We start from the raw sequence: 17,347 nt of genomic DNA, 5'->3' as shown, positions 1-17,347 counted from the left end.
GACTACGACGACATCGTCGCCCACTGCTGTGACGCTTGGAACAAGCTCGTCGATCAGCCCTGGAAAATCATCTCAATCGGAATGCGGGACTGGGCGCATGAGTTCTGATCAGCGCACGTTGGTATTATTCATAGGTATTCTCCTTGCACTCGGCCCTTTGGACGCAAGAGTGCTCACTGTGTTTGGGAGCCGGGCAGTAGCGAGTGTGCACTTCGAGCCGATTTCCAAATGGTCGAAGCCTACCCAGCCAAGGCTTGGTGATGAATTGAGTGGCAATGAAGCCCGAGACGAACGACCGATCGTTCGACGAAGCAGCGGCTCAGACCTGCGGTCGAGGAGGTCCGTGAGGAACTGCTCGAATAGCTCCTCGCAGAGCCGGATCTTCGGACAGGTTGTGCAATCCCGGATTACGCGGTCTGTGGGCTGGCGCGTCGTCAGCGAAAGCGATCATTTGTGGGCAGTGCGTTGCGCAGTGAGCGGAATGCGCTGAATCCTCCATCGGGTAAGACTTTGTGGAGGAGTGCAGCGGGTCGCTTGCTGACTGCTCGAGATCGGCGTTCGCTTGAACTATCTTCTCTGAAACGCTTGCGGCGGCGGGCACACGGAAGCTCTCACTGCCGGTAGGCAGCGCCGCGGTCGCTGAGACAGCGCTCAAGCTGAAAAGCACCGCAATCAACAACACTGCAATCGGGAACGAGACTATGTTTCTAATCCGCGTCAAAAAGATAACCCCTTCATGCCGTCTGCTTTCTTGTACTGACGCAGGTGATGGCGTAATTCGTTCCCGGAAACAAGATTTCCAATCGAACCAATTACGTCAATCTGCAGGAGCTTTTTTCGTGTGGCAAATTAAGAACTCCCTATGAATTAGGATTTCCGTATACTGAAATAATGTAGGATTTTAGTGGCATAATTATGGCCGGTAAAAATATGTGTATTTATAATACGATTTCTACTTGCCCATTAATGTACCGACCGGGCTGCGTTCTACCGAACGTGGCGAGTCGAGGTGCATCGTGCACCTCGGCTCGCTTCTGCAAGTTTTACGCCGCGCTGTGCATGCCCGCCGGGTTGAAGGTCAGACGCGCCCGGCGGTGATGCGCTTTATTTCAAGTCGACGATCGTCATCTTTCCCCTGAGACGGTCGGCGACGAACTCGATGTTGCTGCCCTCGGAGACCTTCTCGAGCATCGCCTCGTCGGCAACGTTGAACACCATCGTCATCGCCGGCATGTCGAGGTTGATCAGCTCTTCATGCTTCACAGTGACCTTTTTCTGCTTGGCATCGACCTTGGTTACTTGGCCCTTGGTGAATTCGGCGGCCGACGCGGGTGCGGCAACGGCCAGCGCGAAAGCTGTAAGGAGGGCAATCTTGGAGAAATTCATGGGATGTCCTTTGTGTGTGATGAGGTCTGCGACAGCTTACTTGGCAGCCACCGTCAGGGGCCCGTGCATCCCAGACTCGTAGTGCCCGGGAATGAGGCAGGCGAACTCGAAGTCGCCCGTGTTGGTAAATGTCCAGAAGATCTCGCCGGTCTCGCCGGGCTGCAGGCTGATCGAGTTCGGATCCGCGTGCTCCATCTCTGGGAACTTCTCCATGAGCACCTTGTGCTCCTGGATCGACTCGGACGTGTCCATGACGAACTCATGGGGAATCTGTCCCTTGTTCTGGAAGGCAAAGCGAACCGTCTCGCCTTCCTTTACCTCGATCACCTTCGGCTCGAAGAGCATTTCGCCCTCGTTGGTCTCCATCATGGAAACCTCCACCGTGCGAGTGACGTGCGACGCCTCGCCCGCCTTGCCGAGCGCCATCTCATCGTCATGGCCGCCGGCGTGGCTGCCGGCGGCATAGGCCGGAGCCGCAAGAAGCGTGGCGAAGAGTGCCACGCCCATCATCAGTCGGTTCTGCATGGGTTCTTCCTTCTACGTTGGTTGGAAATCGTCTCTCGGCTTCCGGCCATCAGTGGCCGGAGTGTCCGCCGCCGCTTGGCATCACCTGCCGCTCCGGGGTAGATCTCATCGAGCTGCCCTCATCGCTCCCCTCGGGAGCTGCCGCAGCCGTCGGCAGCGATCCGGTCCACTCGTAGGCGACCGTGCCGGCTGGATGCTCGTAGTCGCCTGGGTCTTCGTAGTCGCCGGGCTCGATCCCCTCGCGCACCTTCACCACGGTGAACATGCCGCCCATCTCCAGCGAGCCGAACTGCCCCCAGCCGGTCATCATCGGGATTGTGTTGGCGGGGATCGGCATCGACATTTCGGCCATGTCGGCCATGCCGTCCGTGCCCATCGGCATGTAGTCCGGCTGCACGACCTTGATCTTACGAGCCACGCTGGTCTTGTCGGCCCCGATAAAGGTCGGGATATCGTGCCCCATGGCATTCATCGTGTGGTGCGACTTGTGGCAATGGAGCGCCCAGTCGCCGGGATATACCGCGTCGAACTCGTAGGCCCGCATCCCGCCGACCGGGATGTCGATCGTCACCTCCGGCCAGCGCGCCTCCGGCCGCACCCAGCCGCCATCGGTGCACGTCACCTCGAAGTCATAGCCGTGCATGTGGATCGGGTGATTGGTCATCGTCAGGTTGCCGACCCGCACCCGCACCCGGTCGTCCTTTCTGACGACCAGAGGCGCCACGTCCGGAAAGATCCGACTGTTGATCGTCCACATGTTGAAGTCGGTCATCTCCATGATCCGCGGCAGGTAGGAGCCGGGCTCGATGTCGTAGGACGACAGGAGAAAGACAAAGTCCCGGTCTACCGGCATGAAGGACGGATCCTTCGGATGCACGACGAAGGAGCCCATCATGCCCATGGCCATCTGCACCATCTCGTCGGCGTGCGGGTGGTACATGAACGTCCCGCTCTTCACGATGTCGAATTCGTAGACAAAGGTCTTGCCGGACGGAATCGCGGGCTGAGTCAGTCCCGCGACACCATCCATGCCGCAGGGCAGGATCATGCCGTGCCAGTGGACACTCGTGTGCTCGGGCAGCTTGTTGGAGACGAAGATGCGAACGCGGTCGCCCTCGACGCACTCGATCGTGGGACCCGGCGACTGGCCGTTGTAGCCCCAGAGATACGCCGTCATTCCGTCGGCCATCTGGCGTTCGACCGGCTCGGCGACGAGGTGAAATTCCTTGACGCCGTTGGTCATACGGAAGGGTAGAGACCAGCCGTTTAGCGTCACAACCGGATTGTAATCGGGACCGGCGGAGGGCAGCAGAGGCGGCTGGGTCGTAGCCTCCTGCATGATCGGCGCCTCAGGAAGGCTCATGGCAGAGGTCCTGGTCCATGTCGCGGCGCCGATCAGCGCCGCGCTTCCGCCGAGAATCTGTCTTCTGGAGAACATGCTTTCGCTCCTTCTGGATTAGTGTTCGGCGCCGCCGGACTCGGCCATCTCGACCTCGCCTCCGGCTTCCGCGGCCCCTCCGCCGCCGTAGATGGCTGCCGTCAGGCCGGCGTCCGCCAGCCAGAAAGAGCGCTTGGCGTTCAGGAAGAGGATGTTGGAATTGATCGCCCCCCGCGCATCCGCGAGAAGGTTGAAGGGGCTCGTCAGCATCGCGTTGTAAGTGAGGACGGCCTCCTCGTTAATGATCCGGCTCAACGGGATCACGCTCGAGCGGTAGTGACGTGCGATCTCATGGGTCGAACGGTAAGCCTGATGCGCCGAGCGCGCTTCCGACCGGATGTTGATACCCTTCTCCGCCAGCAGATTGGCCGCCCGCAGATAGGCGAACTCTGCGCGCCTCAGCCGAGCCTGTCCGCTATCGAAGATCGGGATTTGGAACGACACCTCGACCGCGCCGGAGAGCTTGTTTGACTCCGTTTCGCCTCCGTCCTCTTCCTCCTCGATCTCCTGCTCCAGCTCGAGGCCGGCGGCCAGCTCCAGGTCGGAGACGTAGCGCGTGGCTTGCGTCAGCCCGTAGGAACGGGCCAGCGCATCGAGTTCGAGCTTTGCCACCTGCAGGTCGACGCGGTTTTGTAGCGCCTGCGCCTCGATGGAATTCTGGTTGCGCAGGCTTCCCGGCAGGTCCGGAAGCGCGTTCGGAACTTCGAAGTCGAGACTGCGACCCCAGACACCCATCAGTCTGATAAGCCGCTCCTTTGCCAGCCGTGCCGAAAGACGCGCCTCGGCCACCTGTCCGGTAATCTCTGCATAGAAGGCTTGCTCACGCGCCTGCTCGGGTCGCGGGATGGCGCCGGTCCTGCCAAGCTCGGCCGCCAGCTCGGCGGCAGCATCGGCGGCGGTCTTGGCGCGGTTGAGATAGCCGACTGACTCCCAGGCCGCGACGGCTTCCACCCAAGCCTGCCGCGTCTGGGTCGCGAGGGACAGCGTGCGTTCGACCGCGCGTAGCTTCGCCTGCATCACGCGCACCTCGGCGACATCGAGGCGCCTGTCCCGCGTCATCAGGGCGATGATGTTGGAAGCGATGAAACCTTCGATCGTCCGTGCGGCGCCGATACCCATATAGCCGACAGAAAGGCTTGGGTTCTCGAGCAGACTTTCCTGCCAGAGCTCCGTCACGGAGAGGCCGATCTCCGCGTAGGCGGCCTGCAAGCCCTTGTTGTTGAGAAGTGCGATCTGAACGGCACTATCCGCACTTACATAGCGAGATGCGAGGAGCTGAGACACGCGCTGGTTGACGACAGCCGCCTGCGCAGTGTTCTGGATCCAGACCGTGTCCTTCCCGATCGTCTCGCCGGACCTATTCGCAACGTAGTCAAACCCAAGCCCCGGCTCGAAGTTTTCTCCGAAGGTAACGCAGCCCGACAGCGCGAACGGAAGGGAGAGGATGGTGAGCCTCTTAAGGGAGCGTCTCATTCCGAATTCCCTTCTTCAGCCGTCGCGCCCTGTCCTACCGGAGCGATCTCGACACCCGACTGGCCCCAGGCTCTCGGTTCCGTCGGTTTGCGGGGGGTGTAGCCGCCTATGACGGGGTGGTAGTGACTGCCGCCCGTCGCGATCGTTGGATCAGCGGGCATGGTATACGGAACGGCGTCCGGCAGGCCCAAAGGCGCACTGACGGTACAGCCGGCCAGCATGAGGCTGGGCAAGCCGACAAGTAGAAGGCGGGTCATATCGAAACCTAGTGCTCGCACGCCATCGCCGCGTCCTGTCGGGCGCTTCGCGAAAGGCTGTGCCTGAGATCAAGGGCCGGAAATGAATCCCTCGCGGCTATGCGAGCGGATTGGTCCAGCGTCCTCTGCGCGCACTATTGCCTTTAAGGCAGCAGTGGACGCAATGCAGCGCTAGGGAGCGCTGCCCCAGTGTCTCAGAGTCGAGGAGGTCTTTTCGGGCCGGCGACGATGCTGTCGCTCATGGCCGAAGCGAGCAAGGGTGCCTTCGCATCCCTGGACAAAATGTCGGCGACGACACTGCCCGAGATGGCGACGAAAATTGACGGACAGTGACTCGCGCACTTTCCGTCGGCGGCCTTCTCGTGCTGATGCTGCGCGTCCGGCTCTTCATCTGCGGACGCGGCGTGAGCATGAGCATGCTCGAGATCGGCATTGACGGCGGAGGTCTGAACCGCCGCTGACGCATGAAGGTTCGGTGGGATCTCGGCATGGGCGAACTGAGAAGCCACGACTGCAAAGCACAGGAAAACTGCTGTCAGCAGCTTCCGCATCGGCTTCAAGAGTGGGTTCACGTTGACCATGTTCCGCTGATTATCCAAGGACGCCGAGTCTGTCCATCCAAAACCGTCATAGGACGCTCGAGAAACAAGTCGTGTTGCCTCCAAAGCACGCCGCGGGGCGAAGCAGCGGCATCCACAGGCAGGCATCAATTGCGGCCCGCCCACGATTAAGCCCGCTGTCAGAAGGCTGCGGGTTTGGTCCATGGTATGCGGACCATCGGCCACGTGATCGAGCGGTAGGTCCAGCAGCCCGGCTGCCACCTCTCGATAGCCTGTTTTCCGTCCGCACGAGTCGCTCGGTCTAGTGGCGCTCCAACCTTCTTTGAAACCGTCGAATGCTATTCTAGGCTTGGAACGCGATCGGGAGGACCTAGTTCATTCCGCATTGGAAACGGGACTGCGGTATGAGCGTCCTCATACTCAGACGCGCGATGATATTGCTGGCGATTCTCGCGGTCGCTGGCTCCGGCGTGCGCGTGGCTGGTATGAACAGCCGTGCCGCCGCGACGGAAATCGCTAGGACGTCGGTCGTTCGGGACCACGCTGCCAGCTCCACGGCGCACTGTCAGGATTCGCAGCCGAACATCACTGATTCCGGACATGGCGAAAGCGAGCACCGCAAGGGAATGGCTTGCTGTGGTACGGCTTGCGCGGGACTGTCAGGAATTTCGTGTGCGGGCGGGCGGTTAAACATTCTCAGGCCATGGCCCGTGTGAAGCGCTCGCCGTAAAGGATGGCGAATTGCGCTTTGGCCATCGCCCACTCACGCGGGGCCATCTTCCACTCCTTCTCGGCCCTGTTCAAGACGAGGAAGAGCAGCTTCATTGCCGCGTCGTCGCTCGGAAAGTGGCCGCGGGCCCTGACAGCCCGGCGAAGCTTGGAGTTCAGCGCCTCGATTTGGTTCGTGGTGTAGACGATCCTGCGGACCTCCTCGGGGAAGGCGAAGAAGGGAACAACCTCGCTCCAGGCCCGGCGCCAGCTTGGCCGATCGCCGCGTACTTGCGGCCCCATTCCCCTTCCTCGAAGGCCGTCAGGGCCTTTCCGGCCGCTTCGGCGTCCGTGGCTCGGTAGATGCCCTTCAGCGCCACGGCTACCGCCTTGCGATCCTTGTAGGATGTGAAGTCGAGGCTGTGGCGCAGGAGGTGGACGATGCAGGTTTGCACCGTCGCCTCAGGAAAGACCGCGGTGATCGCCTCGGGAAAGCCCTTCAGTCCGTCGACGACAGCGAGGAGGACGTCCTCGACACCGCGGTTCTTCATCTCGTTCATGACCCGAAGCCAGAACTTCGCGCCCTCGTTCTGCTCCAGCCAGAGGCCGAGGATCTCCTTCGTGCCGTCGGCCCGGACGCCGAGGGCGATGTGCACAGCCTTGTTGCGGACGAAGCCCTCATCCCGGATCTTCACCCGCAATGCGTCAAAGAAGACAATGGGATAGGTCGCTTCAAGCGGCCGGGTCTGCCAAGCGGCGACCTCGTCCAGAACGGCGTCGGTTACGGCGCTGATGAGATCCGGCGAGACGTCGACCCCGTAGAGATCATGGAGATGTCCGACGATCTCGCGGTTGCTCATTCCCCGCGCGTACATCGAGACGATCTTCTCGTCGAAGCCCGGGAAGCGGCGCTGGTACTTGGCGATAAGCTGCGGGTCGAAGCTCGACTGCCGGTCGCGGGGGATGGCGAGTTCGAACTTGCCGCTCTCCGTCGTCACCGTCTTTCTGCCGTAGCCGTTGCGGCCGTTCCCGGCGCCGTTTTCGCCGGCAAGATGATGATCCATCTCAGCATTCAGCGCCCGCTCGGCGAGCGCCTTCTTCAGCCCGTCAAGCAGGCCACCGGGATCGAAGGCCGTCTTGGGATCGGCGCCAGCCAGAAGCTGGTCGAGAAGCGCGTCAGGAATGCTGGGTTCTTTGCGGCGGGCCATGGGGTTTCTCCTTCGGTCCCATTATGCCCGCCCGCACACGAAATTCCTGACAGTCCCGCTTGCGCAGATGCCCTGCTCACGGAACCGTCACAGATTGGCGGCCCACCACCTTCCTCCAGGAAGAACCTGGCCGGCCTTCCCCTTGACAGAGATGGGACCGAGCCGCCCGGACTGCGACGCCCTCCAAGACAAATCTGAAACGGCTGTGTGCGCCGCGAGATCGCTCCGCCGGCGTTCGCCCTGACAACGGACGAAGCGGCCACTATTGCCTTGCCGGGCCTTCTCGCGCTCCGGGTCGTCGTCAGAGGGACCGTGCAGACTATCGAGTGCTTTCGCTCTGGCAAAGCCAGCTACGACGACTTGCCCTCCTGAACCTCACCACCCTCCAGGCGGATCACTCGGCAACGATCGCGGACGGTACGATGCCTCCGTAATGTCTTGTCGTCCGCACACGCGGGGGCAGCACCCTTGCACTGAAACACGAAGCAGGAGAACCCTTCTCATGAAGATGTCTTATTGGCGCTTCGCCGCCATGATCGGGACCTCGACCGTCGTGATGTACGGCCTGATGTACCTCAACACCTACGCCTTAGAGCACGTCTACTGGAGCGAGACCCGCGCTTGGATGGCGCTCGTCATGGGCGCGACCATGGCGGTCATCATGCTCGGCTTCATGCTGAACATGTACAAGAAGCGGTCGATCAACCTTGCCATCTTCGGCGGAGCGGTCGCGGTCTTCGCCCTCTCCCTTTGGCTGGTCCGGGGTCAGGCAACCGTCAACGACAGCGAATACATGGAAGCGATGATCCCTCACCATTCCATTGCGATCATGACGAGCACCCGAGCGCAGATTTCCGATCCCAGGGTCCGCAAGCTCGCCGACGAGATCATCGAGGCGCAGGAAAAGGAAATCGCCGAGATGAAGTATCTCATCAATGACCTGGAGGCACGATGATGAGGAGCCTCTCGATACCAACATATTGGCGGGTGCCGCTGGTCATGGTTGCTGTCGCCTCGCTCGCCGCATGCGGGGGCGATACGGCGCCCGATGACGAGACGAACCCGGTAGGCGGCCCCGAGGCCGCTCGCGTCGTCTCGCCTGAGGAGCTGCTGGCGGGGGCGAACGTTCCCCAAATCGATCTGTCTCCGATGAACGAAGCCGAGATCCGCCAGGTCGGCATCGGTCCTCGGGTCTGCCATTTCGGCGATATTATACTTGACACACCAAGCCGCTGAGATAGGCTGAGCACCTCGCCCATGACCAGCGGTTTTTGATGCGCATCCCAGCCTTCTGCCCAACCTGCAAGACGGCCTTTCCCTCAGCGATAGAGATGGCCGGCTCAGGCTCTATCACCATTAAGAATGTTGGTATGGGGCCGTGCCCAAACGGGCACATGGGCTTTATTCCAGACGGTACATACAAGGTGTTCAACGGCCTAATGCTGCTGCCTCCGTCAGTCAGACAGCAAGTCATGGAAATTGCCGTTAGCGCGAGCAATGAGCGCATAACGGCTGGCGAGGCGCTAAGTCAGATTGCTGAGTTCTTACCCCCTGAAGCCGCCGCACTGATAAAGCAGTATAGCTCTAACCCCGTCGTCATTCTCGCTATTATCCTTTGGATCCTGACGAGCCTGGGGACCTTTGCTGGCGGTATCGGTAGCCTCTACAAAGCCTTTGTCCCATCGGACCCAACGCCCCAAACCATCATCAACAACTACGGAACCATCATCAACGAAAGCGCAGCCGGAGATGGTGCCGAGGAAGGCGTGGCGAAACCGCTCAAGAGGGAACAGGTCAGACGGTTGCGCCAGATGGAACGACAGAAGCAGAAGCTGGAACGGGAAGGCGACGAGCAGGCCAAGGATGAAGGCCAGATAGACGCGTGATCTAGCCATCGCTCTTTTCGGCCTTCTCGTCTTTCGGCGGCGGCGCCTTCGCGATCCGCTTTAGCGTTGCGTCGAATCGCTCTTCGTCGTCATCTGTTTCCAGTTCGCGAGCGGCTTCGCGGAATTTGTCGATTTGGGGCTTATCATTGGTCATATCGTATGCACCTGATTTACATTGACGACTCGTCAGACCGCCCGACCCATGTCTTCTCGGGTCTGGCTATACCATACCAACATTGGAATGACGCTTTTGGGTTCCTGAAGAAGTGGCGCGAGCATCTACGCGACATTCATGGGATCCCGGTAAGCTACGAACTTCACGCCACGAATTTCCTTACCGGCCGAGGAAGTCGCGGCACCCTGAGCCACCTCTCACGCCATACTCGGTCACAGATCTTCCACAAGCATTTCCAAGTTATAGAGTATACTAAGAAATGGAACGCACGCGTATTCAACGTTTGCCACAGCGGTGATGATCAGTTTCGGGCTTTTGAGCGTCTACTCAACAGAGTTAATCGAACCATGGAAGCATGGGACAGTTACGCCATTCTGATCTGCGACGAAGGTAAGGAAACGCAGTACACCCGACTTGTAAGACGGATGCGGCGGCATAATCCAATTCCCAGCAATAGGCAGTTTTGGGACGATGGAAACATCACTAAAAATATAACGATCGATAGGATCCTTGAGGATCCCTATTTCAAGCCATCACATAGCAGCTATTTCATCCAAGCCAGTGATTTTACAGCCCATGGCCTACTTAGGCGAGAAGTGCAGACCCCAAGGGCAAAGCGACAAAGGATTCATAAATCCTTCGATCAGCTCTCCGATGTCCTTGTTCCGGCCTGCAATCTGAACGACGCTAAAGGGGTCATTAGATAGGCGAAGGGCGAGGCCAAAGCCCCGCCCTTAAGCCAGACTTACCCCTGCTACTTCCACAGTCTCGGTCAGGCACCAAGATGGTAGGCCTCCCCTGCCGGATAATCAAGAATCTTTGCCGCACCCATCAGGCTTCGGCAGAAGGTCTAGCGTATTTCAGCCGCCGACCCTTCACGCCTTCCAGCGTCCGCAGTGCCCGCTCGCTGTCATCGCAGCCGAGCCGGATGCGGTTGTTGTAGCGGAAATCGAACTCCGCGAGGTAGCGGTGCAGGTGACGCTCGCCGCAGTGCTGGTAGACGCCCTTCATGCCGCGCTTGAAGACGCTGTAGAAGCCTTCCACCGTGTTGGTGTGGATAACCGCATCGCCCTCATAACGGACGTACTCGTCGGCGCTGTGCTTGACCGAACCGGAGACTGCGAAGTCGCCGCGCACCTTGTGATAAAGCTTGCTCTCGTCGGTGTAGAAGGCGCTCTCGGCATTGATGTTGCCGCGAACGATGGCGGTAACCGTCGCCTGATCGGCGCGGTCCACATGGAACGAACGAACCTTGCCGCCACGCTCGACCAGCGAGACGATCGCCCGCTTGTTCGAGGGGCCGTTCTTGCCGCCCTTGGTGAAGGGCTTGCCCGAGGTCGTCTTGGTCGGTGCAGGGCCGCCCTTCTTGCCGAAATAGGTCTCGTCGGCTTCCACCGTGGAGCCAGCGCCACCCATGGGAATAAATTCACCCGAGCGCATGGCCTCGCGAATGCGGTGCGACAGGAACCATGCCGACTTCAGCGTGATCTCCAGAACGCGGTGAAGCTGGTTGGAGCTGATGCCCTTCTTGCTGGAAGTCATCAGGTGGATGGCCTGCAACCACTTGTGCAGCGGGATATGCGACGACTCAAAGATGGTGCCGACGCGAACCGTGAACTGCTTGCGGCACTCGGCGCACTTGCGGAGGCCGTGACGCACCTTGCCGGTTTTGCCGACCACATCCTTGAGATCGTAGATCTTGCCGCAGTTACCGCAGTGAGGGCACGTCGCACCCTGAGGCCACAACACGCTTTCGACATGGGCGAAGGCGGCGGCTTCATCGTGGAAATAGGGGCGGGACAAAACAGACATCGGGCTAACTCCTTGTCCCTGTTGTCTCATGTCACCCGTGGTGTGTCAAGTATAATATCGCCGCCATTTCCGGTATACGACTTCCGGCAGGCCGGTCCTGGCTCTCGAACCCCAGCCAACAGAAGGCGGGCCATCGGGTGCCGCCAAGCTGAACGGCGATCTCGTGGCCCTGGACGGGCGGGTCGCGGATCAGGGCTACCTCCTGACGGCGGAGCCCATAGCCATCATGCTCGTGCCGGACGGCGGCGTCGCCGGCCTCGACCCCGTCGGCTCGGATCAACTGGAGGCGACGGTGGTGCTCGAGATCGAGGAAGAACTGAGAGTAGGCTACCGCGGCTACTTCCAGTGTACTGGATGACGGAATGGAACCGGCGCGGTGCGGGACGCTGGCACCGACTGGCGTCGTGGACGAGCGTCTGGCTGGCCGACCTGGGGAACCAGGCCCGTCCTTCCTGGCGCCCTCACCTCTGGTCGTCCGCGCCTTTCAGGCGCTCCGGCGGTGCCGAAGGGGGTGCACCGGGCGTTCGGGACGCGAAGGGGGGATCGGCATTCTCCGGGTCAGCCGCCGTATCGATCGGTGCGTCCGGATCGAACTCCCCTCCGCTTTCGCCGGAGAGCGCTTCCGGTCTGTCGGGCTTGCGCGTTATGTCTCTTTTCCCGTTCCATCGAGTTTCGAAGCCACCGGCAGGAGGAAAGGGTCGCAGGTCCGCCTGTCGTGACGTCCAGAAGGAGGACAAGCATGCGAACGTATAAAGTCAATGGAATGCATTGCGGAGGCTGCGGCCGGAGCGCCTCGAAGGCCCTGAAACAGCACTTCGGGGAGGACGCGGAGGTGGAGGTGGACGTCGAGGCGGGGGAGGTTCGGGTCGCGGACCTCGCCGATCCTCAGGTGGTCTCCTTCATCCTGAACGGCGCAGGTTATCCAGTGCAGCAAGTAAGCGACTAACTGCATCGGGCTCGCGGAAGGAGGCCCACTGTCTCGCCTACGCCAGGCCGAAGGCCCCGCGTCGGCGGCTCGAGCAGGGGAAACGAAGCCTTGCCTCTTCGACGTAAACCCGAAGGCGATCGCTCTCCCGACTTGTCGGCCGCTTCAGGTACGGCCGATCCGTCGGCTGTCGCCTCTGCTCCGACGCGACACAATCCCCCCGACCAGGAGAAGATTCATGGCGCTCTTGTTGGGCTTCGCGCTCGTCGCTGCCCTGGGTATCGCACACCACTACGGCCTCATGGCGGTCCGCGCCCTCAAGCCGGATTACGACAACCGCCCACAGGCGGCCATCATCGCGACCTTCCTCGGATTGCTGGCGCTCCACACGCTGGAGATCCTTGCATTCGCCGTGGTCTACGGAACGCTCCTCTGGTGGGGCGGTCAGGGAGACCTCGGCGGCGCGTACGACGGGACCTGGGAGGGACTGATCTACTTCTCGGGCATCAACTTCGCGACGCTCGGTTACACGCAGATCGAGACGAGCGGTGCGATACGAATGATCAACATGATGCAGTCGCTCGGCGGCTTCATGGTGCTGACCTGGTCGGCGACGTACCTCTACTCCGTCTGCGAGAGCGCCTGGGGAGAATAGCGTGGCACCGTTCCGGACACGCGACCGGTACGCATGGGGGCCCGCTTCGCTCGGATCCGCCAACCTGAAGCGCAAGGCCTGATCGCCCTCCGGCAAGAGATCGCCTTGGCTGCGGCAGGCGATCCGGACGGCGCCGCTAGCTGGAGGACTCCCGGAGCCCCTCAAACCAAGAATTCCGGAGTGCCCAAACGCCGAAGAAGGCCCTGATGTCGTCTGCGAGGAGCGCCATTAACTTCGCGGCGTCTCGAGTGCCGGCGCGCGAAGTCGCCGGTGTTTCCTCAGCCTGGAGCAGCGCTCCCTTGAGGCGAAGCTGGGTTCCGTCGGGCGGAGCGGCGCTCCTTTTGTGTTGGCACCCCCCGAACGCGGAGCGGTGCTTCGCCAGGCCGGAGCGATACCGGCCGGACGCCTTCGGCTCCTGCGAAAAGGAAGATTAACGGGTCGCGTGCTTGTCTCTATCGCATCATCGCACGCCGCTCCTGGCGATCCGCGAAGCCAAGTTCGAGAGACGCCGCGATGCCAGACGTCGGAAGGAATCGCGGCGGGACCGACGAGATACTGGAAGCTGCCGACCGGATATTCGGTCGCGACGGCCTCGGCGCCTCCATGCGAGAGATCGCCAGGGAGGCTGGGGTGGCAGACGCAGTGCTGTACCGACGCTTCCCCACACGCGACGATCTTGTCTTCCGACTTCTGGCGGACGACGAACGAAAGCTCAGGCGCCAGATCGAGGAAGGAACTGCCCTTGGACATCCCGAAGGCATCCTGTTCGGGTGGCTCTCCGAGGTAAACAGGTTCCTGCTGCGTTATCGTGGTCTGGCAGAGGCGGTTTTGCGGGGGCTGGCGACGCCGGACAGTCCGTGGGCGCCGTTCGCGACCCGCCTCGTCGACTTCACCCGACAGCACGTCGAGCTAGCCAGGTCGAACGGATCCTGCCGTCGAGGAATCTGGCCACGGGAAATGCTCATCATCAGCGTGTCGTTGGTCTCGGCCGGGGAGTGCGTGAGACCCTTCTGGGAAGACGGAGTGAGAGAGCCGGTGAACGACGTCGAGGTCGACCGGTGGCTTCGCCTTGTCCTGGCAGGATTCGAGCAGCCGTAGTCTCCTCTTGGAGCGCCAGGAGAACTCTTGCGACCTGGTGCAATCCCGGCCAGACAGATTGCCTCGGCTGCTCCAGGAGAGTATGTAGGGCGAGCGATGCAACATCTCCGCCAGATCCTTGCCGTTCTCCTGCTCCTCGCCTCCGGGCTGGGGACGCCGGGATATGCGATGCCCTCTGGCGACATGTCCCGGCAGGTCATCGAGTCCTCCGCCGACCAACGACCGTTGGAGATGCCCGTCGCGGTCGGCGCCATGCCGGACGATTGCGGATCCTGCGCCGACGAGGCCGCGATGGCAGCCTGCATCTCCGCCTGTCTCGCCGTACAGGCCGTCCTCGGCAACGCTGGTGCGAAGGATGTCTCCGTACGGGGCGCATTCCGCCGCTTGCCCACGCAGCAGATCCACGGCTCGGTCACGAGACCGGAACCCTTCCCTCCCAGAATCCGCGGCTGAGAGGCCGGCTGGCCGCCAGCGCCGTTCGCCGCTGCGTGCCTGGCATCCTCGCGCAAGCGCGCCGGGAGCTTTAGCAGCGGCATCCCCAGCAGACCCTTCGATCGAAGATCCAGCGATGGAACCTCGGTCAGCGCGGCCTGCCTCATGGGGAGCGCCAACACCCTTCAGCCAGCAGCAGTGCCCGGATCGACGGCGGTCAGCCTGTGGCTGGCGTCGTTCTCCTGGGCAAGCCGCTCCTTACGAACCTGGGAAGACGCACATGAGCATTTCTTTCGTCCCGCATCCTTCCTCCGGCAAGCACGGCACTGGCCCAGTCCTTGGTAGGCTGGCCAATCGGCGCAACCTTGTCGCCGCCGCCGCCGGCATCGGCGCCGCGTCGCTCTGGTTCGGCTGGCCCTGGCTGGTCGTCACCGGATTGGCCCCCCTCCTCCTCGCGCTGGCGCCCTGCCTGCTGATGTGCGGCGCCATGTGCGCAATGAAACTGTGCACGAAGCCGAAACAGCAACCCCGACAGGCACTCATGGAGAGCAGCGATGTCCAGCCGGCCAGGATCGCGGCCACGTCCCAATCCGGCAAGGGCTGCGCCACCTGCAACTGACCGCAGTCATCTCCGGGAGAATTTGAATGTACAAGATGTGGAACGTCGTCGCCGCGCTCCTCCTCGCCGGCACGTCCGTAGCCGTCGCCCGGGAGAAGACGGAGACACCGGGGCATCACCCGATGATGCATTTCGCCGGGACGATGAGCGGGGACATGCAGGGATCGATGTCCGAGATGATGGAGCACTGCAACCGCATGATGAAGGCGGTGGCGACGCAGGACGCCGCGCCCGAAGTGGGCCTGCAGCAGGACAGCTGAGGGTTCGGTGCGGAGGAGTCGAGGTCGTCCGCACCGGGCCGATCGAATAAGAAACGAAGCGAAACGGAGTTGCCAAATGAAGAAACACATCAAGTCTTTCGCGGCACTGGGCGCGGTCGCCGTCGCAGCAGTCGCCGGGTCCGCCCTGTGGGCGAGTCAGGCGGAGAGCGTGCCGCTGTCGGAAGTGTCCCACATCCACGGCATTTCGGTGGATCCGGCGGATCCGGCGCGGCTCTTACTCGCCACCCACTACGGCGTCTGGAGGACGTCGCCCGAAGGAACCGCCGATCAGGTCTCGCAGAACAGCGACGACTACATGGGCTTCACGCCCCACCCGAGCGAGGCCGGCACGTTCTTCGGAAGCGGCCATCCCGAAACGGGCGGCAACGCCGGCTTCATCGTCTCACGCGACGGCGCCGAGACCTGGAAGCAGCTCTCGCCGGGGGCTGACGGTCCCGTCGACTTCCACGCCATGGCTGTCAGTGCCGCCGATCCTGACGTGATCTACGGCCTCTACGGGAAGGTCCAGGTGAGCCGTGACGGCGGCAGGACCTGGTCCATCGCCGGCGCTCCGCCAGCGGACGTGTACGATATCGCCGCCTCGTCGGCCGATCCGGATACCGTCTATGCCGCCACCGGCACAGGCCCGATGGTCAGCACGGACGGGGCCAGAACCTGGAAGCCGAGCGGCCCGGAGGGTCGGCCGGCGAGCCTGGTCGAGGTCGCGCCAGGCGGTACCGTGTACGCCTTCGTGATCGGGTCCGGCCTCCTGAAGAGGTCCGCCTCCGACGGCGAATGGCAATCCGTCGGCAATGACTTCGGAGAGAGCGTCCTGCTGCATGTCGCTGCAGACCCCGCCGACCCCGACCGGCTCTTCGCCGTCACGCAGGAGAGCCAGATCCTGACCAGCACGGACGGTGGCAGCAGCTGGACCGCATTCACTTCCTGAGGAGAACGCCCCGCCCCGGAGGCGGGGAGTTCATCTTCCAGGCGCGAATACAGGAGACAGACATGATGATGGACGGCATGAACGGCATGGGCTGGATGATGGGCGGTATGGGCCTCTTCGCGATCCTCGCCCTGGTGGTGACGGTGCTCGCGATCGCCGCGTTCGTCAAATACCTGAGGAGTTGAAGGACTTGCCCGCTCCCCGCTCGGCTGCATGGCGATGAGGGCGCATCCGGTCCGGACGGCCACGCTCCTCGCCTTGGTCGGGGCGCTGGCCGTCGGCGGGGCAGTCCTGGTGACCGGGTGGCATCCCTCGTCCGAGCAGACGCTGTTGGAGCCCGATCACCGCGAGGTCGTAGCCGTTGGAGAACGCATCTACGACTCCCAGTGCGCCTCGTGCCACGGCGAGGACCTTCAGGGCGAGCCGGACTGGCAATCGCCTGACGAGGAGGGCCATCTGCCCGCCCCGCCGCACGACGAGACAGGCCACACCTGGCATCATGCGGACGAGGTTCTCTTCAACGTGACGAAGAATGGTCTGGCCGCCTATGCCGGACCGAACTATCGGACCAGGATGCCCAAATTCGGCGGCGTCCTCACCGACGAGGAGATCGTCGCAGTTCTTTCCTACATCAAGTCTCGGTGGTCACGGGAGGTTCGTAAGCGACACGACGCCTTGAACGCAGCGACCGAGGATCGGTAGACATGATTTGCCCGGCGCCAGCGTCATGATTGTCCCTCGACACTGCCTGCTGCGGCCACGGCCACAACCAGACGTCTTCTGGACGATCGATCGTGACGCTGGCGTTCACGCACTTGATGACCCAGTCGCCATAGTCCGATCGTCCCTACCCCTTGAACCGCCCCGAGTTTGTCGGAGGCTCCAACTCTTGAGAGACTGGAGCCATGACGAAGAGAACTCCGCCGTTTAGTCCCGAGGTGCGCGCCCGCGCGGTTCGGATGGTTTTGGATCACAGGGAGG

21 protein-coding genes and 1 pseudogene are annotated in these 17,347 nt (G+C 62.0%); 14 read left to right on the top strand and 8 right to left on the bottom strand.

Annotation, left to right across the window (positions count from 1 at the left end; genetic code table 11):
* Positions 1 to 1,104 precede the first annotated feature (1,104 nt).
* The 6 genes and pseudogenes from GTW51_RS22020 to GTW51_RS21995 form a co-directional block, all read right to left on the bottom strand.
* A complete protein-coding gene (locus tag GTW51_RS22020) occupies positions 1,105 to 1,386 on the bottom strand; it encodes a copper-binding protein (RefSeq protein ID WP_163046187.1) in 282 nt (93 codons plus the stop codon).
* 36 nt (positions 1,387 to 1,422) lie between these two features.
* Complete coding sequence (locus tag GTW51_RS22015; RefSeq protein WP_163046186.1) at positions 1,423 to 1,911, bottom strand: cupredoxin domain-containing protein; 489 nt, start codon at positions 1,909 to 1,911, stop codon at positions 1,423 to 1,425.
* 49 nt (positions 1,912 to 1,960) lie between these two features.
* The gene (locus GTW51_RS22010; protein ID WP_163046185.1) at positions 1,961 to 3,349 is read right to left on the bottom strand and encodes a multicopper oxidase family protein; all 1,389 of its coding nucleotides are present in this window, start codon (positions 3,347 to 3,349) and stop codon (positions 1,961 to 1,963) included.
* An 18-nt stretch (positions 3,350 to 3,367) separates the two neighbouring features.
* On the bottom strand, positions 3,368 to 4,822 hold the full coding sequence (locus GTW51_RS22005; protein ID WP_163046184.1) for a TolC family protein: 1,455 nt from the start codon (positions 4,820 to 4,822) through the stop codon (positions 3,368 to 3,370).
* 451 nt (positions 4,823 to 5,273) lie between these two features.
* Positions 5,274 to 5,660 carry a hypothetical protein gene (locus GTW51_RS22000; RefSeq protein ID WP_163046183.1) on the bottom strand — a complete coding sequence of 129 codons (387 nt, stop codon included), beginning with the start codon at positions 5,658 to 5,660 and terminating at the stop codon, positions 5,274 to 5,276.
* A 675-nt stretch (positions 5,661 to 6,335) separates the two neighbouring features.
* Positions 6,336 to 7,555 (bottom strand): annotated as a pseudogene (locus GTW51_RS21995) (IS256 family transposase).
* Positions 7,556 to 8,057: 502 nt separating this feature from the next.
* Here GTW51_RS21995 and GTW51_RS21990 point away from each other — a divergent pair.
* From GTW51_RS21990 to GTW51_RS21980, 3 genes are all read left to right on the top strand, one after another.
* Positions 8,058 to 8,510 carry a DUF305 domain-containing protein gene (locus GTW51_RS21990; RefSeq protein WP_163046182.1) on the top strand — a complete coding sequence of 151 codons (453 nt, stop codon included), beginning with the start codon at positions 8,058 to 8,060 and terminating at the stop codon, positions 8,508 to 8,510.
* Positions 8,507 to 8,791: a hypothetical protein gene (locus GTW51_RS21985; RefSeq protein WP_163046181.1), complete on the top strand. Its 285-nt coding sequence runs from the start codon at positions 8,507 to 8,509 to the stop codon at positions 8,789 to 8,791. Before GTW51_RS21990 ends, GTW51_RS21985 begins: the two co-directional genes overlap by 4 nt.
* Before the next feature lie 158 nt (positions 8,792 to 8,949).
* Positions 8,950 to 9,441, top strand: coding sequence for a hypothetical protein (locus GTW51_RS21980; protein ID WP_203566247.1), 492 nt, complete (start codon positions 8,950 to 8,952; stop codon positions 9,439 to 9,441).
* Position 9,442: 1 nt separating this feature from the next.
* Here GTW51_RS21980 and GTW51_RS23690 read toward each other — a convergent pair whose 3' ends face one another.
* Positions 9,443 to 9,595 (bottom strand): DNA-binding protein, encoded by a 153-nt coding sequence (locus tag GTW51_RS23690; protein ID WP_203566246.1) that lies wholly within the window; start codon positions 9,593 to 9,595, stop codon positions 9,443 to 9,445.
* A 5-nt stretch (positions 9,596 to 9,600) separates the two neighbouring features.
* Here GTW51_RS23690 and GTW51_RS24715 point away from each other — a divergent pair, with 5 nt between their 5' ends.
* Positions 9,601 to 10,323 (top strand): DUF3800 domain-containing protein, encoded by a 723-nt coding sequence (locus GTW51_RS24715; protein WP_163046179.1) that lies wholly within the window; start codon positions 9,601 to 9,603, stop codon positions 10,321 to 10,323.
* A 124-nt stretch (positions 10,324 to 10,447) separates the two neighbouring features.
* Here GTW51_RS24715 and GTW51_RS21970 read toward each other — a convergent pair whose 3' ends face one another.
* Positions 10,448 to 11,428 carry an IS1595 family transposase gene (locus tag GTW51_RS21970; protein WP_163046189.1) on the bottom strand — a complete coding sequence of 327 codons (981 nt, stop codon included), beginning with the start codon at positions 11,426 to 11,428 and terminating at the stop codon, positions 10,448 to 10,450.
* A gap of 226 nt (positions 11,429 to 11,654) precedes the next feature.
* Between GTW51_RS21970 and GTW51_RS24415 the strand changes: the two genes are divergently transcribed.
* From GTW51_RS24415 to GTW51_RS21930, 10 genes are all read left to right on the top strand, one after another.
* On the top strand, positions 11,655 to 11,786 hold the full coding sequence (locus GTW51_RS24415; RefSeq protein ID WP_281354649.1) for a hypothetical protein: 132 nt from the start codon (positions 11,655 to 11,657) through the stop codon (positions 11,784 to 11,786).
* 381 nt (positions 11,787 to 12,167) lie between these two features.
* Positions 12,168 to 12,374: a heavy-metal-associated domain-containing protein gene (locus tag GTW51_RS21965; RefSeq protein ID WP_163046178.1), complete on the top strand. Its 207-nt coding sequence runs from the start codon at positions 12,168 to 12,170 to the stop codon at positions 12,372 to 12,374.
* Positions 12,375 to 12,591: 217 nt separating this feature from the next.
* Positions 12,592 to 13,008: an ion channel gene (locus GTW51_RS21960; protein ID WP_163046177.1), complete on the top strand. Its 417-nt coding sequence runs from the start codon at positions 12,592 to 12,594 to the stop codon at positions 13,006 to 13,008.
* Between the two features lie 513 nt (positions 13,009 to 13,521).
* Positions 13,522 to 14,106, top strand: coding sequence for a TetR/AcrR family transcriptional regulator (locus GTW51_RS21955; protein WP_163046176.1), 585 nt, complete (start codon positions 13,522 to 13,524; stop codon positions 14,104 to 14,106).
* A gap of 96 nt (positions 14,107 to 14,202) precedes the next feature.
* Positions 14,203 to 14,559 (top strand): hypothetical protein, encoded by a 357-nt coding sequence (locus GTW51_RS21950; RefSeq protein WP_163046175.1) that lies wholly within the window; start codon positions 14,203 to 14,205, stop codon positions 14,557 to 14,559.
* 259 nt (positions 14,560 to 14,818) lie between these two features.
* Positions 14,819 to 15,157 (top strand): hypothetical protein, encoded by a 339-nt coding sequence (locus GTW51_RS21945; RefSeq protein WP_163046174.1) that lies wholly within the window; start codon positions 14,819 to 14,821, stop codon positions 15,155 to 15,157.
* Positions 15,158 to 15,183: 26 nt separating this feature from the next.
* Positions 15,184 to 15,417: a hypothetical protein gene (locus GTW51_RS21940; protein WP_163046173.1), complete on the top strand. Its 234-nt coding sequence runs from the start codon at positions 15,184 to 15,186 to the stop codon at positions 15,415 to 15,417.
* Between the two features lie 76 nt (positions 15,418 to 15,493).
* Positions 15,494 to 16,366, top strand: a complete 873-nt coding sequence (locus GTW51_RS21935; protein WP_163046172.1) for a F510_1955 family glycosylhydrolase — start codon at positions 15,494 to 15,496, stop codon at positions 16,364 to 16,366.
* Positions 16,367 to 16,428: 62 nt separating this feature from the next.
* A complete protein-coding gene (locus tag GTW51_RS24410) occupies positions 16,429 to 16,551 on the top strand; it encodes a hypothetical protein (protein ID WP_281354648.1) in 123 nt (40 codons plus the stop codon).
* Positions 16,552 to 16,585: 34 nt separating this feature from the next.
* Positions 16,586 to 17,068 (top strand): c-type cytochrome, encoded by a 483-nt coding sequence (locus GTW51_RS21930; protein WP_163046188.1) that lies wholly within the window; start codon positions 16,586 to 16,588, stop codon positions 17,066 to 17,068.
* Positions 17,069 to 17,347 lie beyond the last annotated feature (279 nt).

This window comes from Aurantimonas aggregata (assembly GCF_010500835.1).
GTDB lineage: Bacteria > Pseudomonadota > Alphaproteobacteria > Rhizobiales > Rhizobiaceae > Aurantimonas > Aurantimonas aggregata.
The sequence above is the reverse complement of the archived record's forward strand: the minus strand, read 5'-3'. Positions and strand labels throughout refer to the sequence as shown.